The sequence below is a fragment of the Psychrobacter sp. CAL346-MNA-CIBAN-0220 genome (assembly GCF_040309805.1).
Lineage (GTDB): Bacteria > Pseudomonadota > Gammaproteobacteria > Pseudomonadales > Moraxellaceae > Psychrobacter.
Genome location: NZ_JBEOPF010000003.1, coordinates 253,567 through 278,578 on the forward strand (window position 1 = coordinate 253,567; position 25,012 = coordinate 278,578).

General features: G+C 42.8%; 18 protein-coding genes. 6 read left to right on the forward strand and 12 right to left on the reverse strand.

What is annotated here, in order from left to right; translation table 11 throughout:
- Positions 1-83: 83 nt before the first annotated feature.
- The 6 genes from AAEY88_RS08700 to cysM form a co-directional block, all read right to left on the reverse strand.
- Complete coding sequence (locus AAEY88_RS08700; protein WP_350561465.1) at positions 84-524, reverse strand: hypothetical protein; 441 nt, start codon at positions 522-524, stop codon at positions 84-86.
- 189 nt (positions 525-713) lie between these two features.
- A complete protein-coding gene (mutM, locus tag AAEY88_RS08705; protein ID WP_350561467.1) occupies positions 714-1,640 on the reverse strand; it encodes a bifunctional DNA-formamidopyrimidine glycosylase/DNA-(apurinic or apyrimidinic site) lyase in 927 nt (308 codons plus the stop codon).
- Between the two features lie 95 nt (positions 1,641-1,735).
- On the reverse strand, positions 1,736-4,294 hold the full coding sequence (locus AAEY88_RS08710; protein WP_350561469.1) for a bifunctional (p)ppGpp synthetase/guanosine-3',5'-bis(diphosphate) 3'-pyrophosphohydrolase: 2,559 nt from the start codon (positions 4,292-4,294) through the stop codon (positions 1,736-1,738).
- Between the two features lie 357 nt (positions 4,295-4,651).
- A complete protein-coding gene (gene rlmD, locus AAEY88_RS08715; protein WP_350561471.1) occupies positions 4,652-6,193 on the reverse strand; it encodes a 23S rRNA (uracil(1939)-C(5))-methyltransferase RlmD in 1,542 nt (513 codons plus the stop codon).
- Positions 6,194-6,244: 51 nt separating this feature from the next.
- Positions 6,245-7,069 (reverse strand): 3'-5' exonuclease, encoded by an 825-nt coding sequence (locus AAEY88_RS08720; protein WP_350561473.1) that lies wholly within the window; start codon positions 7,067-7,069, stop codon positions 6,245-6,247.
- Between the two features lie 148 nt (positions 7,070-7,217).
- A complete protein-coding gene (gene cysM / locus AAEY88_RS08725; protein ID WP_407074439.1) occupies positions 7,218-8,189 on the reverse strand; it encodes a cysteine synthase CysM in 972 nt (323 codons plus the stop codon).
- A gap of 516 nt (positions 8,190-8,705) precedes the next feature.
- Between cysM and AAEY88_RS08730 the strand changes: the two genes are divergently transcribed.
- From AAEY88_RS08730 to tsf, 5 genes are all read left to right on the forward strand, one after another.
- Positions 8,706-12,329 carry an ATP-binding protein gene (locus AAEY88_RS08730; RefSeq protein ID WP_350561475.1) on the forward strand — a complete coding sequence of 1,208 codons (3,624 nt, stop codon included), beginning with the start codon at positions 8,706-8,708 and terminating at the stop codon, positions 12,327-12,329.
- A gap of 249 nt (positions 12,330-12,578) precedes the next feature.
- Positions 12,579-13,391 carry a crotonase/enoyl-CoA hydratase family protein gene (locus AAEY88_RS08735; protein WP_350561477.1) on the forward strand — a complete coding sequence of 271 codons (813 nt, stop codon included), beginning with the start codon at positions 12,579-12,581 and terminating at the stop codon, positions 13,389-13,391.
- Positions 13,392-13,734: 343 nt separating this feature from the next.
- Positions 13,735-14,994, forward strand: coding sequence for a multidrug effflux MFS transporter (locus AAEY88_RS08740; protein ID WP_350561479.1), 1,260 nt, complete (start codon positions 13,735-13,737; stop codon positions 14,992-14,994).
- A 305-nt stretch (positions 14,995-15,299) separates the two neighbouring features.
- The gene (gene rpsB / locus AAEY88_RS08745; protein WP_350561481.1) at positions 15,300-16,145 is read left to right on the forward strand and encodes a 30S ribosomal protein S2; all 846 of its coding nucleotides are present in this window, start codon (positions 15,300-15,302) and stop codon (positions 16,143-16,145) included.
- Positions 16,146-16,502: 357 nt separating this feature from the next.
- Positions 16,503-17,387 (forward strand): translation elongation factor Ts, encoded by an 885-nt coding sequence (tsf, locus tag AAEY88_RS08750; protein WP_350561483.1) that lies wholly within the window; start codon positions 16,503-16,505, stop codon positions 17,385-17,387.
- 211 nt (positions 17,388-17,598) lie between these two features.
- Here tsf and AAEY88_RS08755 read toward each other — a convergent pair whose 3' ends face one another.
- The 4 genes from AAEY88_RS08755 to hflX all read right to left on the reverse strand — a co-directional run bounded on the left by AAEY88_RS08755 (position 17,599) and on the right by hflX (position 21,989).
- Positions 17,599-18,399 (reverse strand): lytic transglycosylase domain-containing protein, encoded by an 801-nt coding sequence (locus AAEY88_RS08755; RefSeq protein ID WP_350561485.1) that lies wholly within the window; start codon positions 18,397-18,399, stop codon positions 17,599-17,601.
- A gap of 489 nt (positions 18,400-18,888) precedes the next feature.
- Entirely contained in the window at positions 18,889-19,599 is a 711-nt protein-coding gene (locus AAEY88_RS08760; protein WP_350561487.1) for an LrgB family protein, read from the reverse strand.
- Positions 19,596-20,030: a CidA/LrgA family protein gene (locus AAEY88_RS08765; RefSeq protein WP_350561489.1), complete on the reverse strand. Its 435-nt coding sequence runs from the start codon at positions 20,028-20,030 to the stop codon at positions 19,596-19,598. The genes AAEY88_RS08760 and AAEY88_RS08765 overlap by 4 nt, the downstream gene beginning before the upstream one ends.
- A 447-nt stretch (positions 20,031-20,477) precedes the next feature.
- Positions 20,478-21,989 (reverse strand): ribosome rescue GTPase HflX, encoded by a 1,512-nt coding sequence (gene hflX / locus AAEY88_RS08770; protein WP_350561491.1) that lies wholly within the window; start codon positions 21,987-21,989, stop codon positions 20,478-20,480.
- Positions 21,990-22,378: 389 nt separating this feature from the next.
- On the opposite strand from hflX, the gene AAEY88_RS08775 reads away from it, so the two are divergent.
- Entirely contained in the window at positions 22,379-23,179 is an 801-nt protein-coding gene (locus tag AAEY88_RS08775; protein ID WP_350561493.1) for a lysophospholipid acyltransferase family protein, read from the forward strand.
- A 108-nt stretch (positions 23,180-23,287) separates the two neighbouring features.
- Here AAEY88_RS08775 and AAEY88_RS08780 read toward each other — a convergent pair whose 3' ends face one another.
- Positions 23,288-24,328 (reverse strand): aldo/keto reductase, encoded by a 1,041-nt coding sequence (locus AAEY88_RS08780; RefSeq protein WP_350561495.1) that lies wholly within the window; start codon positions 24,326-24,328, stop codon positions 23,288-23,290.
- A gap of 88 nt (positions 24,329-24,416) precedes the next feature.
- Positions 24,417-24,914, reverse strand: a complete 498-nt coding sequence (fkpB, locus tag AAEY88_RS08785; protein ID WP_350561497.1) for an FKBP-type peptidyl-prolyl cis-trans isomerase — start codon at positions 24,912-24,914, stop codon at positions 24,417-24,419.
- Positions 24,915-25,012 lie beyond the last annotated feature (98 nt).

Here is a 25,012-nt window from a genome sequence, read left to right on the forward strand (position 1 = left end):
ATGAAAACTGTTATATAAATGCTGTCTTTTTAACGAAATTGTCCTAAGGGTTTTGCTTTGATGGGTACTTATAAAAGTTAAGGTTAAGGCGTGACAATCACATGATCATTGGTATTAATTAAAATCTCTGAGGGACGATCGACGACGATACGTACGACGTTATCATTGACTGCTTGTGACTTGTAATAGTTGTCTTCAGCAACCGTACAGCCCAAGCAACGTCCCATTGCATCCCAAGGCTCAACAAATAGCTTTTGCTGCGCTTGATCGGCATTGCGGCCGATAAGGGAATAGGGAAGGCTAACCAAATAAACTGCGGTACCAGCAATGGCTGTGATTAGCTGTAAGGGTTTGCCAACGATCGTATCTACTGCCATGGTTTCATAAGAAGGCCCAAAATCAGTCTCATCTATTTCTATCGCCGCTGATGCAGGCTGCATACTTGCCATAGCAACGCTGACACTTATAATTGTGGTTAGAAGCTTATACTTAACAGGGCGTTGTTGCTTGGCATTGATAGTCATTATGAGGTCCTAAAACTTATAAGCAATATGAATAATGAGCACTGCTGATTAAGACTAATTGAACGGCAGCATTAACCACTATTAAAGCAAGATGCGTGCTGATAAGCAACATAAATGCGCCTATTGGCCGAGCACTGCCAATAAATTTGTTATCTTAATTTTTGAAAAGCGAAATATTTTCATGTTTGCTTATAACGGCTGACAATTAGAACAGTAAACACTGGCGCGACCATTAATCTTAATATTATCAAGCGCAGTATCGCAGTGTGGACATGATTTACCCTGTTTGCCATAGACTTTTAAAGTCTGTTGAAAATAACCGGTTTGACCACTGGCTACTGTAAAATCCCGCAGGGTTGAGCCCCCAAGTTCAATGGCTTTTTTTAAGATAGTTTGAATATGATCGACTAAGAGTACAATTTGTTCATAGGATAGTTGATGGGCGGGGGTTGCTGGATGAATACCTGCTAGATAGAGACTTTCAGTCGCATAGATATTGCCTACGCCAACCACTACTTGCTGCTCCATAATGACTGATTTAATAGCGCGCGCGATAGGGCGCTTCCTCGACTTACTGGCCAACATTTCATTAGAAACAGCCGTACGCTGAATCAGATGATATAAATAGTCGGCCGTAAAATCTGTCGATAAGGGCTCGGGACCTAAATGATTCAGCAACTTTGCACTATAGTCCTCATACCATAATACCGCACCGAAGCGCCTTGGGTCATGATAATGTAGCTGCATCTTTGTAGCGTTATTATCGATAAACGTCATTATCAAATGATCATGTTTGCGCTTATCAGTGCCAATAGGATGCTGCTGCAGACTTCCTGACATACCTAAATGCATAATGAGCTGGCGTTCCGGCGATAAAATTATCTTATCAGTCACATTTTTCTCATTGGTTGTAGATACTGTCGCAGGAACAAAGGTTAAGATTAGATACTTGGCTCGGCGTTCGACATTTTGCAACGTGTAATCTGTTAATTCAACCAAATCATCTGGCATCATCCAACGCAATTTTGGTTGAAAAACGTTTACCTCAGCAACTTGCTGTCCTAGTAATGGCTTCAGACTGGTTTTTGTGGTTTCGACTTCAGGCAACTCAGGCATAGTGGTTTTTTATGATGACCTTGTTTTTTAAAAATATATATTATTAAAAGAAGCGAGTGTCCCTCTCTAAAAGACAGACACTAAATGATAGATTATTAAGCAACGGCACGACGGGCATGTAGAATACCAGGCTGTTGCTCAAGCTTGGCCAACAGTTTAGATAAATGTGCAAGACCTGAGACTTCAATATGAAATTTTAGAAAAGCGATATTGTCATCAGTACTCATGGTCTCAACTTGACGAATATTAACGTTTTCTTTATCAATAATTTGAGTCAAATCACGCAATAAGCCACGACGATCATAAGCTTCAATATGAATATCAACGGGCTGATAACGACCAGATTTAGACTTCCAACCTGCACTGATTTCACGCTCAGGATCACGTTCAATCAGACGTATATATTCTGGGCAGCCACGATTGTGAATACTAACGCCACGCGATAAAGTAATATAACCGACAATCGGCTCGCCATGCACAGGATGACAGCAGCCTGCCAAATTGATTTCAATATTATCTAAGCCATCGATACATATCTTATAAGCATCAATCTTGCCTGTGGTCTTAGGATCAACGCTTGGGGCAAACTCTTCTTCCTGCTTTTCTGGTTCTAAGTGGAGCTCGCGCGAAATACGACCCGTCAGTTGATGGAGACTAATATCACCAGTCACCAAGCCCACGACAATATCATCAGCGTGATTGACATGGAAAAAATGAGTATAATCATTCAAGTCAAGACTATTGGGATGGATTGATAAGCGTTCAAGCTCCTTACTCAGCATATGACGACCGATCTCAATATTTTTATCGCGATCTTGCTTATTGAACCATTGGCGCAGCTTTGAGCGCGCACGGCTGGTATGAATATAACCCAGTGATGCCACCAGCCAATCACGATTAGGTTCGCGCGAAGCCTTGGTAATGATTTCGACTTGCTCGCCAGTTTTAAGCTGATAAGTCAGCGGCACATAGCGCTGATTGACCCGTGCCGCTTGGGCACGATTACCGACTTGCGTATGTACATAATAAGCAAAATCGAGCACCGTTGCCCCTTTGGGAAGCTCTGTAATATCACCATCACGACTGAAAACATAAATACGTTCAAGTTCATCAAAATCAACGAGTTGCTCTTCCTCGTCAAGCTCATTAAGTTCGTGTTCATCTAGGGTCTCACCTGCTTCTAATGCTGAGCGCAGCTGATTACGGGCTTCATTGTTAACAGATAGCAATTGACGTAGTGAGCTAATTCTTTGGGTAAGATAGCTGTCCTTTTTATTCTTCAGTCCTTCTTTATAATTGACATGCGCGCACATACCAAGCTCAGCTTCAAAGTGCATTTCATGAGTACGAATTTGTACCTCAAGTGACTTGTTCTCAGCAATAACAGCAGTATGTAGTGAGCGATAGCCATTCGATTTTGGATTGGTAATATAGTCATCAAATTGCTCAGGAATGTAGCGCCATAAGCCGTGTACTAGGCCTAAAGCGTGATAACAGTCTGAGGGATTAGTGACCAATACTCGTAGGGCACGAATATCATAAAGCTGATCAAAGGATAAGCCTTTAAGCTTCATTTTTCGGTAAATAGAATAAATATGTTTGACGCGTCCCGAGACTTCTCCCGCAATACCGGCCTCGCTTAAAGCGTCAGTAAGTTTGTTTTCAACCCGCTGAATGTAAGATTCGCGCTCACTACGTTTTTCGGATAATAATTTGGCAATTTCTTTATAGCGCTCAGGAGCGAGATAACGAAAAGCTAAGTCTTCAAGCTCCCATTTAAGTTGTGCGATACCCAAACGGTGTGCCAGCGGTGCGTAAATAGTCATGACTTCGCGTGCCACACGGTGTTGTCGCTCGGCATTAGAAAAGGTTAATTCGCGCATGGCAAAAGTACGTTCAGCAAGCTTGATCAGTACTACACGCACATCATTGGTGACCGAGATGAGCATGCTATAAATATTGGACAGCTGATCACGCTGATTATTAACAAAGTGATCTTCTAGACGTTTATTGCTTTCAATAATTTCTGATAGTTTACCCATCGCCAAAGTGTCTCTGACTAAGGTGGAAATATCAGCACCAAAGTTATGCTCAATATCTGCCAAACTGATTAAGGATTTGCGCGCACTGCGATATAGCATAGCAGCGACCAACGCATCTTCATCTTGATAAAGATACGTTAAGATATCTGTCATGCCAATGCCAGTCACATAGGCGCCTGAACGCTCAGACTCACTGGTATTCATACGGCTGCGAATGAAATCACAGGCCATGGTCAGCTCAGGTACTGACTCTTGTCCGATACGCTTAGCAACATTGTCTAGCCAAGCAGGAACATCAATGTTGGCATGATTCAAGTCGATAGCTTCAAGTTCTTCTGAGAGCAGGGGCGCTTCGTCTAAAAGAGTAGTATCTAAATACTTATTGTCAAATTTAGGGTCATGACTATTATAAGTGTGCCGTACTGAACGATCAAACGTCGTGTGTAGCTTGTGAGTAGCTAGCTGTTGCTTAATATCAAATGGGATTTGGGCGTAGCTATTAGCAGACTTCTGAGAGCGTTGACTGGCGACCAGTTGCGCTGTTAATGTCGCACTGTCAGTTTGCGTGGTTTGTCCATCTACCAAGGGTAATCCTTCACGAATCTTTACCATAGCCGAGTCCTCTTAGCTATTTTTAAATTATTTATGGCCTTATCTGCTACGCGCTATCCTGATCTAACCGCCAATAAATTATCAGATACAAATCAACGCAGCTGCTAAAAAATCCATTTTTCAGCAGCTGCGATAAAGGTCAATAGCCTGTATTTCAAGGCTATGAACGCCAGTATATGCCATATTCTAATTAAAGAATATACCTATCATACTGGTGTTATTATCTCATATTAAAACCACGATTCAAGCAGAGCTCTGTAATAATAATATGTGTCAGCATAATGTCATTTTATAAACTTTTATCGGTTAGAGCTAAACGCCGTTGATAGGATGTTTAACGGTATATCGAAAGTAAAATTAAGTTAATACTTTCTCAAAGCGCGCAATCGACTCGACGTGACCCGTATGACAAAACATATCCATGACACCAGCATGTGTTAACTGGTAGCCTTGCTCTAGCAGTGCCTTAGTATCACGGGCGAGAGTAGCAGGATTACATGAGACATAAACGATACGCTCAGCATTAAACTTAGGCAGATACTGCATAATCTCCCAAGCACCTGAGCGTGGTGGATCAATAAGCAGGGCGTCGAAACCTTGGTTGGCCCATGGCTGATCGGTACAATCCTGAGTCAAGTCTTGGCTATAAAACTCGGTATTATTGATACCATTACGACGAGCATTTTCAGCAGCGCGTAGGGTCATGGCCTCGCTACCCTCAACGCCCACAACTGAGCCAGTCTCTCCGACCAAACGTGCTAATGGCAAACTAAAGTTACCCAAGCCACTGAATAAATCAAGCACTCGCTCGCCAGCTTTTAGGTCTAATAAATCGCACGCAAGCCTGGTCATCTGACGATTCACCGACAGGTTGACTTGAGTAAAATCGGTAGGAATAAACTCATAAGTTAAATCGTATTCAGGCAGCTGGTAATATAGGCGACCAAACTGCTGACTCATGTCATCGTTATCAGTAAGTGCAATACGCTTGATGCTATCAACGCCTTTTGATTGCAAGTACAGCTGCCAGTTACGTGCGGCAAAAAATACTTTGAGCTTATCCACATCCGCATCTGATAATGGGGATAAGTTACGCACAATTAGCGCCACCGGTTGATCGCCATCAGGCAATTCTGGTAGGTATTCACCCATCGCCAGCTCAAGCTGGGCGATTTGACTGCGACTTTCAAGCGAGCTGATAAGTGCCTTTAAATTCTCAATCTCAAAGCCAATTCTTGGGTCTAAGATATGACATTCATTGAGCTCGGCTAAAAAATTACTAGAACGCTCACGAAATCCGACTAGCGCTGTTTCTTTTTTGGCGACATAGCGCACACCAAGTCGTGCCTTAGTACGATAGCCAAGACGGTCACCAACCACTGGGGCAAGCCAAGTATCAGGCTCAGCGTTTGCTTGATGCATTAACATCTCGGCAAGTACGGACTGCTTAAAGTTGATTTGAGCATCCGGCTGCCAATGTTGTAATTTGCAACCACCGCAAACCTCAAAATGGGGACATGGTGGTACGGCGCGCTCAGGATTGGGATTGGCAGTGACTTGGAGCGCATCACCTTCCTCAAAGCTAGTGCGGCTATTGGTCAGCTTAACTTCGACACTTTCACCCGGTAGCGCAAAGCTAACAAACACTTTCTTACCGTGTTTTTCTTCTACATGACCGTCTGCCTCGCCAAAGCCATTGCCATAAACGGCAACCCCCCGACCATCATGTGATAAACCGTCAATGGTAAAAGATAGTGGCTGCGCGTCTTTTAATCGTTTACGCGTACGCGATGAGGGCTTAGATTTTTTCTTATTGGGCGGCGTAATAATGGCTTGATTGTCATTAGTGGGTTGCGTGGCGTCGGGTGTAGTAGAAGTATTCGAGTCGGTGGGTTGCATAAACCTGCCTTAACAATAAATGATAAAAAGAGTGATGATAAATGTCATCACTTATAATGAGGGTAAAGATATCCAATCAGCAATAAACTCTTGATGGCGTACGCTGCCATCTGTTTCAGTGAGTTGTGCCAAATAATCATGACTTTGTTGCTGCCAAAAACCAAAGCCTTCTGACGTTAACTTGCCGGTCAAGCGCAGCCAGCGTAGATAAATCAGCCAAGTATTCATCACATCAGATTCGCAGTATCTTGATAGCGTCCGCCAATCTTCTTGAGCAACCAAAGCACCAACCATACTGCCATCCACATCAGTTTTACCGGGTAGGCCGTAGAGGCTGGCGACCACGTCCATTGCTTCACGGCGACTGGCGCCATATTGGCTAAATCTATCCATCAAATCAAGGTGTTTAGTTTGGAAACGGTTAACATAGTTGTCAAAACGCATATTTTTATGGCGATCACCTTCCTCAAATAACCAAGGTGCAGACAAATCGTATTGCATGGCACGGTAAATCAGCACTGGAATATCGAACCCTGAACCGTTCCAGCTGATCAGTTGTGGCAAGCTATCAAGATCGCTAAAAGCTTTGAAGAACTTACGCAAAATCTCTTGTTCTGATAAGTGTTCAGCACTCAATGAAAACAAGGTTTTCTTTTCACCTTGCACATAAAATGCTGAAATACAGACGATGCGCTGTAATGGCAAACGCATAAAGTCATGTCCGGCTTCTTGAATACGAATAGCCGTTAGCGCACTTAGCGTATCAGTATCATTCAAATCAGCCAGCTGTGGATAAATTTTGCGAGCGGCAGCGGTATCGGCAATAGTCTCAATGTCGAAGACCAGCACGGGATTAGAAGGTAGGGCGTGAGTCATAAAATAATCCTTATCTATAGTCAAACCTATATAAAACCGCTATTGTGTCAACCTTGCTTGATTTACCTACTTTGATAAGCCAGCTACTATCTGCGCTCGGTTTTATGGTATTGGATTTATTTAGGGGCGACTACATCAATCCTTATAATTATTTGGCGTCATTATTGATAGCATTATCAATGCTGTCATCAATGTTATATAAACCGGTAGACAAATAACGATCGCCGCGATCACAGACAATAAAAGCAATCACTGCATCAGGATTCTGTTGCGCAATTTGTATGGCTGCCCATGCCGCTGCTCCTGATGAAACCCCAGCAAAAATACCTTCAGTTTTGGCCAATTTACGCATATAAACCTCAGCAATATGCTGATCAATATCCATGACCTCATCGACTAAATCTGCCTCATAAATCCCAGGCATATAAGCAGCAGGCCAGCGGCGAATACCGGCAATAGAGGCATTTTCATCAGGTTGCAGGCCGATAATTCTTACTGCCGGATTTTGCTCTTTTAGGTACTGTGACACTCCTGTAATCGTGCCTGTAGTGCCCATTGAGCTGATGAAGTGCGTAATTTTACCGTTGGTTTGTTCCCATAATTCAGGACCTGTGGTCAGGTAATGCGCTTGCTTATTATCGGGATTATTAAACTGATCTAATACCACGCCCAGACCGTCCGTTTGCATCTGTAAGGCTAAGTCGCGTGCGGCTTCCATACCTTCATCAACTTCGATTAAGGTTGCACCATAGGCCACCATCGCATCTTTACGTTCTTGGGTCGAATTGGTTGGCATCAGAAGAGTCATTGGATAACCACGCATCGCTGCTACCATCGCTAATGCTATGCCAGTATTACCGCTGGTGGCTTCAATGAGGGTATCACCGGGCTTGATATCACCGCGTTTCTCAGCTTGATAAATCATATTAAAAGCAGGGCGATCTTTAACAGAACCGGCTGGATTATTACCTTCAAGTTTGGCCAGCAGCTTTGCCCCATTTACGATGTTTTCTTGTTCAGGCAGACGATGCAATTGAACTAATGGCGTCTGTCCCACGCAATCAGCAAGATCAGTGACTTGGGTGATAAAGTTAGCGTTTGGCATGGTCGTAGACGACATAAGGCATCCTTGTTTGTATTTTAAAGGTTGATTTAATAGTTAATTCTAGTTCTTGAATAATTTGGATAGATAACAATTTAAAGAGTGGTTATCACCCCATGAAGCATCATGAACAGGCTCAATTCTAACTAGAGAAATTAGGGTAACGATTATGGCGGCTAAAAACTTACGGCATTATATCATTTTGTTTTTAGCTGCGCTGATGGCATCGTCTAAAAAATAGTCTCTGTGAGAGCCGTCATTGAATATCAAACCCGCCCTAAGTAGAATACTGTTAAAATAACCCCTATTAAAGTAACTACCATTAAAGCAACTACCATTAAAGCAACTACCATTAAACTCTATCACCGTATTGAAACGGTGATAGAGTTTGATACATAAAGAGTTTGATACATAAAGAGACGGTATTCAAGTCGCTCGCCATGTCAATCATATTAACGGGTAGTTATTAATGCCGAACAAACGTAACTAGCACAAGTCTAAACAGTGCAAACGTCATTGAGGTTTAAATCAAGTATGGCATATAAAAAACGCTTTAATACCAGTAGCGCCTATGGTCAATTAATCATACTGGTGTTTTTGCCAATCTGTGTGTTGGCCGCAGTCGGTGGTATTTTAGTGTTCCATGAGACTATGCGCGCCAGTAATTCAGAGCAAGAAGCTTTAGCTGAGGCGGTATTGATACGTTATAAACCGATGGTCACTGAGCTCATTCCTGCTTTACTTGAGCAAGAGCGCCAGCAATTAGAAGACAATGAAAAAACAGCTCAGCAAATTATCGATGGCATGGCATCTGCCAGTCAGGCAGCGCTTGAGACCAGTATGAATAATTCGCAGCTGCCGCTGTCACAGGTACACTCTGACCATTATATTGGGTATCTTGGCGCGCGCGCTAGTAGTCTTAATGGTGCTGCGCTCTCAGAGGAAGTACTAGGCGGGGTATCTAGTTCAGCAATAGTTGATGAGAGTGATGCCAGTATCAATGTAGCACCGCACGGTGCTATGGCGACGCTAGTAGCCATTCGCGATAAGCTCAGCCGCATGCAGTCTGAGCAGCATGTACAGCGCATTGCTATTATTAATCAAGACAACCAAGTGCTTGCGACCGTCGGTTACGGCGTCAATGAGACCTGGCCTTTGATAGATGTCTCACAGAGATTTTTATCACAACAGTCGACCTCTATAGGTACGGCTTATGGCAGCGTATTGGGTGATTTTGAAGGGCAAAGGCTGTGGTTGCTAGTTGATATGGATAACGAGCCGCTTTACATTGCGCGCTATCGTATCGCTATGGCGCTGGCTATTACCGGTCTGTTCACTATCCTAATACTGTTGTTAAGTCTAAATATCTACGCCAAGCGCTGGATTGCCCCTATTTATGAGCTGCGCTTGCAATTACAGCGTACCCATGTCGATAATTTATACAAACCTATTCCGGTTGAGTCTGATGGTGAGTTGAACTTATTGCAGCAGGATTTGGTTAAAACTTTACGCCGCCTGCACAGCAGTTTTCAAGAGCTTAAAAATCATGCTGAACAAACCGAAGATGACCTACGCCTTGCCTTCGATGAGATGGAAATGCAAAATATCTCAAGTCGCAATGCACGCGATGCCGCTATCTCAACCAGCCAAGCTAAATCTGCATTTTTGGCCAATATCAGCCATGAGCTGCGCACACCATTAAACAGCATTGATGGTTTTATTAATCTACTGGCGCGTCACGGTGAACTGAATGCTGAGCAAGATCTATATGTACAAACCATTCGAAAATCGTCTGCGCATTTATTGGCATTGGTCAACGATGTCTTGGACTTCTCCAAAATTGAAGCGGGTAAGTTAGTATTAGACCGTCACGAGTTTGATCTTTACGATACCATTTATGATGTGGTTGATATGCTCTCGCCAGTATCTGCAGAAAAAGGTCTACGGATGGCGGTATTGTTTTATAACGACGTACCCATGCGTATCATTGGCGATGCGCTACGTCTCAAGCAAGTACTGACCAATATTGTCGGCAATGCTATTAAATTTACGGACGTTGGTGATGTAGTGGTGCGAGTCAGCTTGGATGATCATCGCGATAATTATCTGATGATCAGTGTTCAAGATAGCGGTAAAGGTATCTCAGATGCCGACCAAAAAATGCTGTTCCAAAGTTTCAGTCAAGGCGATCCGTCTATTACCCGCCAATACGGTGGTACAGGATTGGGCTTAGTTATCTCTAAACAATTGACCCGGCTAATGGGTGGTGATATTGGTTTTTATGACAATATGCAAGAAAACATTGCCAATCAAGGTGCGACGTTTTGGTTTCGCATGCCCGCCCATGTGGATGTGTTAGAGGCAGCCACTGGGCAAACCATTGAGCCCCCGATTCTGGCGCCACTCGCTAGTGCCACCGATGAGTTTCACGTTTTAGTTTGGATTAATCATACCGCTTCAAGACAAGTACTTAAGGCCAGCTTGCAAAATCTGCCTATTAAATTAACCCAAGCCAATTCACTACCAGGCGTACTTGAATCGTTAAAAGAGCAGGGCAATTACTGGGATTGGGTGATCGTTGATGACGATACTCAAGATGACATGATGGCGCTGCTTAAACAAATTCGCTTGCATTATCAAGGTAAGCTTGCGGTATTTGGTTATCAAGTCTCCGTCGATCAAGCGTTATTAAACCGTTATCATGCCAATATTTTATATGAGCCCCTAGATAAGCGGCAGCTATATGCCATGCTCGATACCCGCAAGCGCAGCACACCGGTACAAACGCAAGAGAAGCGTTGGCTTGGAGTGACCGTACTGGCAGTTGATGACCATTTACCCAATCTATTGGTACTAGATGCGCTACTTAGTGAGCTTGGTATTCATGTCATCACAGCTAACAGTGGTTTTGACGCTATTGAGCTTATTAGTAAGCAGCAAACTAAAAACCAAAAAACGACGAAATCTGAGCAGCAAAGTCTTTCAAACAAAACCCAAATCTCAAAAGCTGAAGCGCGCGCCCAAGTTAGTAAAACCTCATCTAACTCGTTATCGACTACCGATACTACTGAAGATAAAGCCCGTACTGAAGATAAAGACAAGATTGACTTGATCTTTATGGATATTCAAATGCCACGTATGTCAGGACGTGAGGCTGCAAAACAAATCCGTAAAGTTGAAGCAGCAGACAGTCATATTCCTATTATTGCCTTAACCGCCCATGGACTATCGGATGAGCGTGATAAGCTCATTGCAAGCGGCATTGACGACTATGTGGGTAAACCCATCAGCCAGCCACAATTACTACAAGTGTTACAAAAATGGCTAGGGCGAACGGCAACCTCTCAACGCCGTACGGCATCAACGACCAACGCCATACCACCAGTAGTATCAGCACAAAGTTTGTCAAATCAAAGCTCTGTTAGTCAAAGCTCTGTACCTCAAAGTGCAGTACCTCAAGAACCTTTAGACAGTATCACTACTAGCGATATGGCCGCAGATAAAAAGATACCACGGCCTTTATCGCTGAAGAAAATCCGTGACGATTATCTGCGTGATAGCCGACCACGTGATGAGACTTTACGTGAACTACAATTCGTTTCGCAACGTGACGCTCAATCTGAACGACAGTTGTCTTATGACAGTAGTGCAGCCTACCCAGAGCAACTACAGAATCAAGCAGGCTGGCAAGATGAAAAACAAATCAGCCTATTAGCACCTAACGATAATAGTGATAACAGTCATGACACTTTAGATATTTTAAATTGGCAAGATGCCTTGACCCGTTCTGCTAATAAACCAGATTTAGCGGCAAAGCTCATTATTATGATGTTGGATACTATTGCTGATGAAAAAGAAGCTTTGAGTCAGGCATGGCAAGCCCGTGACCGCAGTGAGCTCTCGCAGATTGCACATCGTATATTGGGTGCCAGTCGCTATACGGGCGTACCGCAACTGCGCCAAGCCAGTCAAAATTTGGAGGATAAATGTTTATTGAATATTCAACATATCACCCCAGCACAATTTGCAATGCTCAAACCTTATTATGAGGTATTATTGCTGTCGCTAACCAATCTACAAATGCTTGATTTATCTCCTTATCCGCAGCTGAATTATCATCGTCTCAGCGAAAATGACATGACGTGGAAAATGATATAGGTAGAAAATCATATAGATAGCAAGAATATGACCGAACCGATAAGTTATAAATGATAAAATCTCGTTAATGGGCTGCGCTAAATATTGCTGACAGCAAACCGGTATAAACCGCTATCTTGATGGTCAGTTATTAATGCAGTATGGCGGATATAAGCCTGTTAAAATTAGTGCAGGGTCAATAGTAGACAGACTATAGATCTTTTCTTACAGATCATAATTGTCGCTCATTTGTCATTAATAAGGATTGTCATGCACGCTGTTGCCGCTTATCAGTATCAGACCCTGCAATTGAGTATTACTCAAGATACTTTAACACTTACCTTAAACCGTCCACACAAAAAAAATGCCATGAGCTTTGAGATGATGCAGGAACTGATCCAAGTTGCGACTCATATCAGTAAAGATAAAACTTTAAGAGCGGTGATTATCAATGGCGCTGAAGAGACTTTTTGTGCGGGCATTGATTTGGGGGATTTAAATCAACCAAAAAACCAAGCCTATGCGTTGTGGGAGTTGATTAAACCGCGCCAAAGTTTATTTCAGCGTGTCTGCCTAATTTGGCGTGATGTGCCAATTCCAGTCATTGCAGTGTTAGAAGGCCACTGTATTGGCGCAGGTTTGCAACTGGCTCTAGCTTGTGATGTGCGTATCAGTCATCCTGATTGTAAGTTGTCCATCATGGAGGCCAAATGGGGCTTAGTACCAGACATGGGGCTTACTCAATCGGCGCTGGGCGTCGTGCGTGCAGATGTGTTAAAAGAGCTAGCGATGAGCGCTCGTATTTTTGATGGGAAGCAAGGTAAGCAGTTAGGACTTATTAGTCATTGTAGCGCATCGCCGCTAGAAGATGCAGAGACACTTGCTGCTGAGTTTGCACAACGTTCACCTGATGCGGTACTGGCCAGTAAGCGAGTTATCAATGCTATGTATCAACAATCAGCTCTAACGCTATACCAAGAAAAAATTTGGCAGGTTAAACTAATGCTCGGGCGTAATCGCAAGCTCGCCCTCAAAAAAGCCAAGCAAGCCAGTACCGCATTTACAAAGCGCCAGTTTCGCTAACTCAACCTCTAAATGACTGAGCACCGTAGCTTTTACGTGAACGCGGCTTGCTGAACCCCAGTCGCCCATTGTAATATCAGTAGATAGTACGATATAACACTGTCTGCTGTTTTTTGCGCCTACGCGGCGCTTTTTTAGTTTTAACTAGAGTCGATCCAATTTAAAAACGATACCGTGCTGCTGATATGAACGACTCTCTTTTATTTTGACCTGACTATAGCCGCAGTGGTAAATAATGCCAGCCACCGAAAAAATAATAATCAACAACAGCGTTAATGCCTAAAAGTTAATAAACTCAACGTATTAATAATAAAATAATAACCTCATATCTATGGTTTGAAATATGTCTGCTCCAAAATCTACTTCGTCCCATCAAGCCGCTAGCCCCACTCGTGTACGCTCAGCAGAATTGCCTATTGCATGGATTATGATGCTTGGGCTTATTGTCGCCGTTGGCCCTTTATCTATTGATATGTATCTGCCAGCGTTGCCAGTAATGGCCGAAAGCTTCGGTGTACCGACGGCTTTTATTGCCAACTCCGTACCCGCGTACTTTGTCGGTTTGGTCTTTGGGCAGCTCTTTTATGGACCTTTTAGTGACCGCGTTGGCCGTGTCAAGCCTTTATATATTGGCATGACTTTATATGTGATTGCTTCGATAGTTTGCGCGACGACTAATAATGAATATGTGTTGTTTGCAGGGCGTACTTTGCAAGCGCTCGGTGCCTGTGTGGGTGCGGTGGTTACCCGCGCTGCGATTCGTGATCGGCTCACTGCTAGGCAGACTGCAAAAGCATTTTCTATCATGATCTTAGTGATGGGCTTAGCGCCTATATTAGCGCCATCGCTTGGCGCGCTATTCCTGCAGTTTTTTAGTTGGCATTCTATCTTTTGGTTTTTGGCGGCTTTTGGTACCCTTAACTTAATATTAACCAAGTTTTTCTTTTTTGAGACTCTGACCGAAGAAAACCGTAATATTCGACCCGCTAAAGAAGTACTCAGTCAGTATTGGGATTTACTTAAAGATCCGACTTTTAATTATCCAGCCATTGGTGGCGGTTTACTGATGGGGGCGATGTTCGTCTATATCAGCGCGGCCTCTGAGCTGTTGATGGACAATTATGGTATCTCATCTACTCATTTTGGTTGGATTTTTGGGATGAATGCGGCAGGATTTGTGGCGTTAACGCAGCTTAATCAATGGCTGATTAATCGCTTCCGTATCTTAAGTTTGTTGCGATTTGGGGCGATGATGCAGGTGATCGCTTCAGCAGGATTATTCGTTTTAGGTCTCATTTTTGGTAGTGACGCGTGGCTGCCATTGGTATTGGTTTGTATTTTCTTCTGTATTGCTGGCCTTGGCCTCACTCAGCCGAACGCCTCTGCTATTGCGCTGGCCTTTCAAAAACGCCGTGCTGGAATGGCAAGTGCAATGCAAGGCTCGCTGATGTTTTCAGTGGGCATTTTTGGCGGTCTATTATTGAATCTATTCCCGGTCAATCCGGTTCTTAAGCTTGGTATTACAATGTTTATGTTGATGAGCTTGGGTTGTTTTTTGATTTGGAAAATTGATCGTAACCTGAACCTTGATGATGCGGAATAGATGGTATTCACATGATATACCGACCACAATAGTACTAGCAGTAACCAAAGTTTTTATGGTAAAATACAGCGCAGCTATTCCTATAATTTAGTTTTAAATTTGAACCATAGCTCATTTTTATAAACCAACCAATGACACACACATCATGGTAAAGAATTGCTGGGTGTTTGGCGACTTGATTAATTTGCTTGTAATAGACAGTTACGGTGCTGCTTTAATAAGGCATTAACCGTTAGCAGATGCGTGTTGCTAGATAGGCAGTTTTTGTGATGTGGAGGCATAACCCAACCAACAGGACATTTAACATGGCTACAAAGAATCCAACAAAAATCGAAATGCGTGACTTATTACAAGCGGGCGCTCACTTTGGTCACCAAACACGTTTTTGGAACCCAAAAATGGGACCATATATTTTTGGTGCCCGTAACAAAATCCATATTATCAACCTAGAACACACTGTTAAAGCTTTCAACGAAGCATTAAACTACGTAAACGGTCTAGCCAGCAAGAAAAATAAAGTCTTGTTCGTTGGTACCAAACGCGCTGCTAGCGGTATCATCCGTGAGCAAGCGGCTCGCGCTGGTATGCCTTATGTTGATCATCGCTGGTTGGGTGGTATGTTGACTAACTGGAAAACCCTACGTCAGTCAATCAATCGTCTAAAAGAGCTTGAAAAACAAGCAGAAGATGGTACGTTCGCTAAGCTAACCAAACGTGAAGCGCTAGAGCGTACTCGCGATATGGAAAAACTTGAGCGTTCACTAGGCGGTATTAAAGACATGGGCGGCCTACCTGATGCAATCTTTGTCGTTGACGTCGATCATGAAGCGATCGCGATTAAAGAAGCTAAAAATCTAGGTATCCCAGTTATTGGTATCGTTGATACTAACTCTAACCCAGATAACGTTGAATACATCATTCCAGCAAATGACGATGCTATCCGTGCCGTGACTTTGTATGTCACTGCTATTGCTGATGCCATCATTGCTGGCAAAGAGTATGCACAGACTCAAGCCAGTGGTAAAGATGCTGCTGAGCAAGAACAAGCTGCAGAAAAAGCACCGGTTGCTGAAGACGCACCAGCTGCTGTTGAACAAGCAGAAGAAGCACCTGCTGTAAAAGCCCCAGCAGAAGCACAAGCTGACCTATAAGTTCAGCGTACAACGTATATAAATGCTTTGATAGTTTTTTTATCAGCGTTCGTATAACGTTAACAACAGCATAAAAGCTCATAACAGGCATGATGTAGTTTTACTCGTCATGCCTTGTTGTTAGTAGGCCAAGCTATTAACGAGTAAGCAGCTATTGGACGAGTATTATCGCCCGCGCTGAATGCTTTATTTATAAGTTTTATAGACATCAGAGTTAACTTGATCGTTGGCTTTTTGATTGAGAAGCAAAAAAATTTAAGCCCTATATTTATATATCAATAGACATAAGCGTGCGCAAGCTCACAACTTAGCGCCACTGCTGATGTCCTTATACATAACAATACTAAGGTAACTCTTATGACAGAAGTAAAAGTATCTGCCAAAATGGTAAAAGAATTGCGCGACCGTACTGGTCTTGGCATGATGGAATGTAAAAAAGCGTTAGAAGAATCAAACGGTGATGTTGAAACTGCCATTGATAACCTACGTAAATCTGGTCAAGCAAAAGCGGCTAAAAAAGCCGGTAATATTGCAGCTGACGGCGCTATCATCATTGCACAAGGCGATAACAAAGCGTTCTTGCTAGAAGTTAACTGCCAAACTGACTTTGTCGCAAAAGATGACAGCTTTACTGCATTTGCAGAAAAAGTGGCCAATATTGCGTTAGAAAATGACACTACTGATGTCGCTGTTATCGCTGGATTGCCTTACGGCGATGGTCAAACGGTTGAAGAAGCACGTGTGTCTTTGGTACAAAAAATCGGTGAAAACATCCAATTACGCCGCGTTGAAACTATCGAAGGCTCTAACATTGCCTCGTACCGTCACGGTCTACGTATTGGTGTGGTCGTATCTTTTGAAGGTGGCAATGATGATACCGGCAAAAATCTTGCCATGCATATCGCTGCATTTAACCCGGTCGCAGTAGATGATAACGACGTTGCGGCTGACGTATTAGCGCGCGAAAAAGACATCATCGAAGCCAAAGCAAAAGAATCTGGCAAGCCTGACAATATCGTTGAAAAAATGATTGAAGGTGGTTTACGTAAGTATCTAGACGAAGTAACCTTGCTACGTCAACCATACGTTATGGACAATGACAAAAAAGTTGGCGACGTTCTAAAAGCGGAAGGCGTAAAAGTGCTAACTTTCAAACGTCTAGAAGTTGGCGAAGGCATTGAGAAAAAACAAGAAGACTTTGCTGCTGAAGTTGCTGCTACCCAAGCATTGGCCAACAAGTAAGTTATAAATTATTTAATAAAAGCTATTTCATAAAAGTCATTTCATAAATAGCTGTGAGTGCCGATTAGAGTTTCTGATTGGGCATTCACAGGCTGGCTTTATACTTAATATTGTAAGATATGACTAAAGCGACCAAGCATAAAAAAGCCCGTTATTTGATTAACGGGCTTTTTTGTATCTGTTGTTTATATTGACATTTTAACCAATTCTATTAACGTAATGCGGCATAGGCTGAGTTGGAATAGCTGGCGCTGCCACTATTATTACTGGTACCGTAGCTGACGGTTTGCATTCCGCCGCCGCTGGGTGCATTACTAGCACTTATGCTACTGTCAGAGAGTCCTGAATCGTTCTTATATAAGCTATGATAGCGGCTCATGACGCTTTTAACGTAGTTGCGAGTCTCTTTAAAAGGAGGAATACCATTATATTTATCTACATTGCCTTCACCAGCATTATAGCCAGCAACGGCATATTCAACTTTATTATTGAAGCGGCGCATAAGCCAAGCGATATATTTCGCTGAGCCTTCGATATTGTCGGCAGGATTCCACGGATTACCGACTGAAAAACGTCGGGCAGTAGCTGGCATCAATTGCATCAAACCTTGTGCCCCTACCGGAGAGCGCGCATTTGGATTGAATGCCGACTCAGTATGCATCATAGCTTTTAGTAGCGCTGGATCAACGCCATGGCGCGCTGAAGAAGCGCGAATATAAGTATCATAAGCATCGCGACTACCGCTCTTACTAGCGGAACTGCTGCCATAGTTACTACTATTGCTACTACCATCATATATTTTCGAGTCTTTATAATAGGTGACTTTTACTTTTTTAGTAAATTTATCAAAACTACCACTTGGATTAACATTGGTGAGTAATACTTGTCCGCCTTGATCTTTATAGATATACATATTACCGGCTTGGGCGGTGATAGATAAGGTAGATAGTGCGACCGTAGTCAGCAAGATAGGAGAAAAGCAGCGGCCAAATAAGGTGGTAACATTTATCATATAGAGATCACTTTTTATCGAATAATAGCAAATCGCTTGGTCTATAAGGGTACTAGTTGCCTTGTCAAAGCGATTACAAAAGTTATCTAACAAGAGTTGTCTAAATAGCGATAAATCCCAGACAAAAATCACGTTTAATCAGAAACCACTTGTAATAGATACAAAAAATAATAATTGCTTACTATAGCATAAAATAACTTTTAGACCCATCAGAAGGGTTGTAAAGGCAGCCAAAACTAACTTTGATTTGTAAAAAAGTTTAACCAAATCAAAACATTAAGTTTATTGGCTCTAAATATAGCGCTAATACCTCAATAGTCATGGCATTATAAAACTGGTAATAATAATAGCCTTATTGATGCCAATTAATACAGATTAACCGAGCAATATTAAAGATAAAAGGAGAGAAAATTAAAATCACTCATATGAATGAGAGTTAAAAAGATAAAGGGTCATTAATATGAAAAAGTTACGCCAAGCTAGATGATTTTAAACAGTAACGGCACTGATAAATATAGGTACCCAAACGGCAGTGAGCAAGCCATTTACCGCTAATCCGAAAGCCGCATAACGTCCAGCGGTATGACTGATTTGCCAGGCCTCAACCGTACCAAAAGCATGAGCTGCCAGTCCTAATGCTAAACCCTTGGCACGATCGTCATCAATACCGTGAAATAAAAACCGAGCTAAGGTTGCGCCTATAAGCCCCGAAACAATGATAATTAGGTTGGCCATCGCTAGCGGTGCTTTGATAAGGCTTGCCACACTCAAGCCAATTGGGGTGGTCACTGAACGCGTCGCAAACGCCAGTACAGTGTCATGACTGAGTGAGAACAGATACGCCAATGACATGGGTAATAATGCCCCAACCGCGCTGGCAATTACCACAATGATGGTCAGACGCTTAACGGGCAGACCCTTAAAGTTCATGGCCGCCAGCGGTATCGCTAGTAGCACCGTTACATAACCTAATAGATGGTCAAATACTGGTTTAGCAACGTCATAGTAGTCGTTATAATCCCACTGAAAAATAAATAAAAATACGATGACCAAGGCTATGGCAGTAATGACCATTGGCAGTCCGGATAGTTTCCGCGCCAGTACGCGTGCAGTCACATGTGCGGCTAGCGTTAATAGTATCGCGGCAATAGTGGCAACAATCACACTATCAAAGCTTAGGGCGGCTGCTAAAAAATTCATGACTGCCCCTTATGTTCATTAGTATTGCTAGTAGGCTTAGTAGCAGTATTGCTCAACCAGTGATTGGCGAGTATGGCCAGTCCCCAAAGGGGTATTAATGTACTGATCACCATAGTCAGCATGATGCCCCAAAGCTCATCACCTAAGGCAAACAGCAACAAACCTGCACCAGCCGATACGGGCAAAAATGCAAAACCACTATCGACCAATAGTATATTACTGGCTCTAGTCAACCAGTTTGGTAACCCTATAATCATCCGCCAGGTTATGAGTATTAGAAACATAGCGACCATGCCAACCACATTGGCCGCTTTTTCAATGCCCGCCCATTGGCAAATGACCACGGCTGATTCGCGGACGACGATGACTATAACCAACGTTAGGCTTAAGGCAATCCATAATGGTAGTTTGGGGCCATTGCTAGGCTTCATAAACAATCCTTGCCACGTTGACAATTATTAAGAGACTATCATTAGAATATTGTTATTAAGGTTAGGATAACAAGATAGAGTGTAGGGTCATTGGCGCAGACGGCCATGATTTAGAATAGGGTGGTAATTATAGATAGTAATCTATAAAGAGTAATCCATAAAGACTTATGTTGACTTTGTTAATACACTTTCTTTGATTATATAGCTAATAAAGTAACTAATAAACCTGCTTGCCAATTAGATTTGATTATCAGATTTGGATTGAAGATAAGTTTTAACTGCCATTGATATAAAAACGCTACTTAAACGGCTATTAGAAAAGATAATGAACTACCCACCGCTTTAGAAGTGGGGGAGTTCTACGCTAAGAGTTGTTAAAAAATGGATTGAGTACAGAAGCCCAAGTTCAGCTCGTACACTCAATCCATTATTAAATAAAGTTAAAGTTTATAGCTGTGGATTAACCGTCTTATTGCTATCAATCTTAGAACCAGCATCAGTTTCAATACCAGGTTCGATATCAGTTTCAGTATCAATATGGAAATCGACCACTTTTTCTTCTGCTAAATAACCATCAGCGGTTAACTCCTCCTCACCTTCATCTATGTCACTTTTATTCTCTTCATTGCCTTCTTCAAATGCTTCTAAAACTGGCAGTAGTAAAGTCGCTTGTGCCAGTGGCAACACGTCCAACGGTGATAATTCGGCTTGACCTAATAACTGTTTAAGCCTGTCACTAGGTAAGCGAATGGTTAGGCATTCATGACCCGAATCATCATAGCTTTCTTCCTGAATAACGCCCAGCTCGTACAAAGTATTCTTGAATTGACCAGCATTATAAGGTAGCGTCAAATCAAACGTGGTCAGCGTACCGGTAAGCAGTTGTTGCACTGCTAGCGATAGCTCTTCCATACCTAAATTATCTCTCGATGAGACATAAACGCGATTGGGTTGGCCTTCGCTAGCATAACCGATGTGGGCAGGTTCATCAGTCAAATCAATTTTATTATAAATATTGAGTACAGGCACATTGTTGTCAATTTCAGCCAACACATCTTTTACTGCTTGGATTTGCTCATGCATATCTTCACTGGCTGAATCTATGACATGCAATAATAGATCTGCCTCTAAGGTTTCTTCTAAGGTCGCATGAAAAGATTCTACCAGTTCATGCGGTAGATGGCGTACGAAACCAACGGTATCGACCAATACCACCCGACCAACGCCTTGCCAATCTAATCGACGTAAGGTTGGGTCTAGAGTCGCAAATAATTTATCGGCGGCATAGATATTTTCATCGACTAAGCGATTAAATAAGGTTGATTTACCCGCATTGGTATAACCCACTAGCGAGATGGTCGGCACGTCTGATTTTTGTCTTCTTGCCCGACCTTGGGCGCGAGTCTGTCTTACTTTCTCAAGTTTGCTTTTGAGCTGATTGACCCGTGTTTGGAGTAAGCGACGGTCAGTCTCAAGCTGGGTTTCACCAGGACCACGCAGACCGATACCGCCTTTTTGGCGTTCCAAATGCGTCCAACCACGTACCAGACGAGTCGATAGATGGTTTAATTGTGCAAGCTCTACCTGTAGTTTACCTTCATGAGTACGTGCACGCTGCGCGAATATATCTAAAATTAAACCGGTACGATCCAATACCCGACACTGTACCAAGGCTTCAAGGTTACGTTCTTGCGATGGAGATAAGCTATGGTTAAAAAGAACGATATCGGCGTCGTGTTCACGAACCAATTCAGCGATTTCTTGTGCTTTACCGCTACCAACGAAGTATTTGGCATCAGGTTTCATACGTGAACCCGTTACCAACGCATGCCGGTCTGCGCCTGCTGAATCTGCCAATAATTCAAACTCGCCTAAATCATCAGGGTCTTGCATTTGACGAATGTCTAAATGTACTAAAATGGCGCGCTCACCACCTTTATGTTTTTCAAAATAGTCCAAAGAGTATCACCTATGAATAAAGTAAATAAACCGCTACTATTAATATTGAATGATATTCAACGATATCAATATTTAGTATTAAAGCAACGTTCAGATAACCACGTATATGCAGTCTTATCACTTGATGTTAAAGGGTCTAAGCATAATTGGTAATGGTTTTATGTTACAGAAATTACTATTTAATTTATTATTCTAGAGTTGCCGCAATGAATAGGGCTTATATAATGCTGCTAATAAATATAACAGTAATGATAAAATCACAGTGGTAGAAAAGAAGGGGTTGCAGAAAAATTTTGTAAAACCCAACCGAGTGAACAAATCATCACTGACTGACAGAATTTTGCTATACTTATTTCGTTTTTACAGATATCTAATCGTGAGGGACACAGATGAGCCAACCTAAATCAGGCTTTTCACTCAAAAAACAACTGGGCCGTGGTAAACAAATTGCTGGTATGACGACCACTATTGCTGGTGGTATGCGTACCGCACAGCGTATTGGTGCTTTTCGAGAGCCCCCACGCGAAAGGCTCCCACGTTATATTCAGACTTTTTGCCGTAAGATGGCCGGTTCTTTTGGAGTCACAGTAGCTCAAGTCGAGCCTGTGCCGCAGCATCATGGTTTATGGGTGTCCAATCATGTGTCGTGGATGGATATTCCAGTAGTAGGTAGTGTGAGCCCCGCTTTTTTCTTATCAAAAGCTGAGATTGGTGATTGGCCCATATTTGGTAGGTTGGTTCATGCGGCAGGGACGGTATTTATCAAGCGTGGCTCTGGTGACGTTGGATCAGTAACAGCGCAGATTGCCAGCTTTTTGAATGAAGGCTTTTCGGTGATATTTTTCCCTGAAGCGACTACCACGGATGGTAAGAAGATTAAGCGTATCCACGGTACGCTATTACAAGCAGCTATCGATGCTGGAGTGCCCATTCAGCCGCTGGTATTAGCTTATGTCAATAAAGACGGTACGCTAAGCGAAGAGTTGCCTTATTATGGCAAACTGACTATGAAAGCCAGTATAAAACGAGTGCTGGATAGCAAAGATGTGACGGCTTATGTGTTGCCTCTTGAACCGTTAGATCCAAACGGCCATACAAAAAGTGAGCTGACCAATAAGCTACAACAGCGCATGCAAGACGGTTTAGTAGAACTGCATTCGCGGGTACTGAATACGCCGCTTGCTAAATAAACCTAAGCATTTACAGGGTATTACAACCAGTTTAAAAAAGGCATCAATTGCTATAATTGACGCCTTTTTATTATTTAGGAATACAGGTTTTTTGCCGTAATAAATCAGCTAGGGTGATGGGTTTGGCTGGCGGTTGTGTACCGCTTCAATAGCGTCTAATACCTCTGTGCTTAAGGTCAAATTGATACTATCGATATTGGCTTTCAACTGCTCGGTATTAGTGGCCCCAATAATATTACTGATGACAAACGGGCGTGAATTAACAAAAGCTAAGGCCATCTGCGCCATATCCAGACCAGCGTCAGCAGCAATTTTGGCATATTGTACGGTTGCCCATTGCGCTTGCTCGTTGACATAACGATCAAAGCGATCATATTCGGTCAAGCGCGCGCCAGCGGGGCGCTTACCGTTGAGATATTTCCCTGATAATACCCCAAAACCAAGCGGCGAGTAAGCAAGCAGACCGACATTTTCACGATGTGATATTTCTGCTAGTCCGACTTCATAAAGACGGTTGAGTAAGCTGTATGGATTTTGAATAGTAATAGGCGCGATTAAGTTGTTTTTATCCGCTTCCCACAGATAGCGCATAAGGCCCCAAGAAGTATCATTTGACAGTCCGTAAGCACGAATTCTACCTTTTTTAATTTCGTCATTTAAAGCGCTAATGGTCTCCAAAAATGGTGTTAAACCCTCTAATGACTGATTTGCCATCTCCGTATCATAACCGCGTTGGCCAAAAAAATTGGCTTGGCGTTCAGGCCAATGCAGCTGATAAACATCAATATAATCCGTCTGTAAGCGTTGTAGATTGTCATCAATAGCGCCGCTAATTTGCTCAGCGTTATAACGCGTTTGCCCATCGCGCAAAAAGCTCATCGGTGACATTTTGCTGGCAAGTATGACTTTATCGCGTTGTTTGTTTTTATTAAACCACGAACCCATAAAGCGCTCGGTATCGCCCTGCTTGTCTTTATCTGGCGGTGACGGATACATCTCAGCGGTATCCCAAAAGTTTACGCCCTCGCTTAGTGCCATATCCATCTGTGCGTGCGCTTGATTTTCAGTATTTTGCTGTCCCCAAGTCATCGTCCCCAAACAAATTTTGGAAACCTTTTCATTAATCTGTGGCAGCATTTGATATTGCATGCAGATATCCTTTTCTAGTTTTATTTTAAGAGTTATTTTTAAGGCTACTGATAGTTTTTATCGCTGTTAGTGCCCAATACTTAAGCTATTACATTATCTGCACCCCAGTTACCCCAGGCGGCGTCACTTTAAATACTTTAACTTTAAATAACACCGATTGACCGGCAAGAGGGTGATTAAAGTCAACTTCGATCTCTTCATCATTTATCGCGCTAATGGTACCGGGTAGGGTGTTTTTACCTTTATCCTCAAACTCTATCATCATCCCAATCTCTGGATTATCAGCAATCAGTGCAAACTGAGTGCGACTAAAATGTTGAACATTATCAGGATTCCCTTCACCAAAAGCTTGCTCAGGATCGAGGTGAGCACTGCGGGTGTCACCAGCGCGTAAGTTCATTAATACCTGCTCAAAGCCCGGTAATAAACTCTCATCACCGATGGTTAAGGTGACTGGGGCGTCACGGCTAAAGGTGGAATCAATGACAGTGCCGTTCTCAAGCGTGACTTCAAAATGTAGCTTAACAAGACTGCCGTAAGTGATACGTGTGTCTTCATTGGGATTGATAAACTGAGGTTCGGTCATAGGTGGGCATATCCTTTATTAAGTAGGATTTAGGAGGGTAATCACGATAAATAGTTTAGCATAACCAGATGATTATGCACGGTTATGTCATGGTAAGC

Bases quoted from the DNA above. Each gene is read 5' to 3' on its own strand.
- tsf (WP_350561483.1), top strand. From the start codon at position 16,503: ATGACAGAAGTAAAAGTATCTGCCAAAATGGTAAAAGAATTGCGCGAC.
- AAEY88_RS08780 (WP_350561495.1), bottom strand. From the start codon at position 24,328: ATGCAATATCAAATGCTGCCACAGATTAATGAAAAGGTTTCCAAAATT.
- AAEY88_RS08720 (WP_350561473.1), bottom strand. From the start codon at position 7,069: ATGACTCACGCCCTACCTTCTAATCCCGTGCTGGTCTTCGACATTGAG.
- cysM (WP_407074439.1), bottom strand. From the start codon at position 8,189: ATGTCGTCTACGACCATGCCAAACGCTAACTTTATCACCCAAGTCACT.
- AAEY88_RS08710 (WP_350561469.1), bottom strand. From the start codon at position 4,294: ATGGTAAAGATTCGTGAAGGATTACCCTTGGTAGATGGACAAACCACG.
- rlmD (WP_350561471.1), bottom strand. From the start codon at position 6,193: ATGCAACCCACCGACTCGAATACTTCTACTACACCCGACGCCACGCAA.
- mutM (WP_350561467.1), bottom strand. From the start codon at position 1,640: ATGCCTGAGTTGCCTGAAGTCGAAACCACAAAAACCAGTCTGAAGCCA.
- AAEY88_RS08730 (WP_350561475.1), top strand. From the start codon at position 8,706: ATGGCATATAAAAAACGCTTTAATACCAGTAGCGCCTATGGTCAATTA.
- AAEY88_RS08775 (WP_350561493.1), top strand. From the start codon at position 22,379: ATGAGCCAACCTAAATCAGGCTTTTCACTCAAAAAACAACTGGGCCGT.
- AAEY88_RS08735 (WP_350561477.1), top strand. From the start codon at position 12,579: ATGCACGCTGTTGCCGCTTATCAGTATCAGACCCTGCAATTGAGTATT.
- AAEY88_RS08755 (WP_350561485.1), bottom strand. From the start codon at position 18,399: ATGATAAATGTTACCACCTTATTTGGCCGCTGCTTTTCTCCTATCTTG.
- AAEY88_RS08765 (WP_350561489.1), bottom strand. From the start codon at position 20,030: ATGAAGCCTAGCAATGGCCCCAAACTACCATTATGGATTGCCTTAAGC.
- AAEY88_RS08740 (WP_350561479.1), top strand. From the start codon at position 13,735: ATGTCTGCTCCAAAATCTACTTCGTCCCATCAAGCCGCTAGCCCCACT.
- AAEY88_RS08760 (WP_350561487.1), bottom strand. From the start codon at position 19,599: ATGAATTTTTTAGCAGCCGCCCTAAGCTTTGATAGTGTGATTGTTGCC.
- fkpB (WP_350561497.1), bottom strand. From the start codon at position 24,914: ATGACCGAACCTCAGTTTATCAATCCCAATGAAGACACACGTATCACT.
- rpsB (WP_350561481.1), top strand. From the start codon at position 15,300: ATGGCTACAAAGAATCCAACAAAAATCGAAATGCGTGACTTATTACAA.
- AAEY88_RS08700 (WP_350561465.1), bottom strand. From the start codon at position 524: ATGACTATCAATGCCAAGCAACAACGCCCTGTTAAGTATAAGCTTCTA.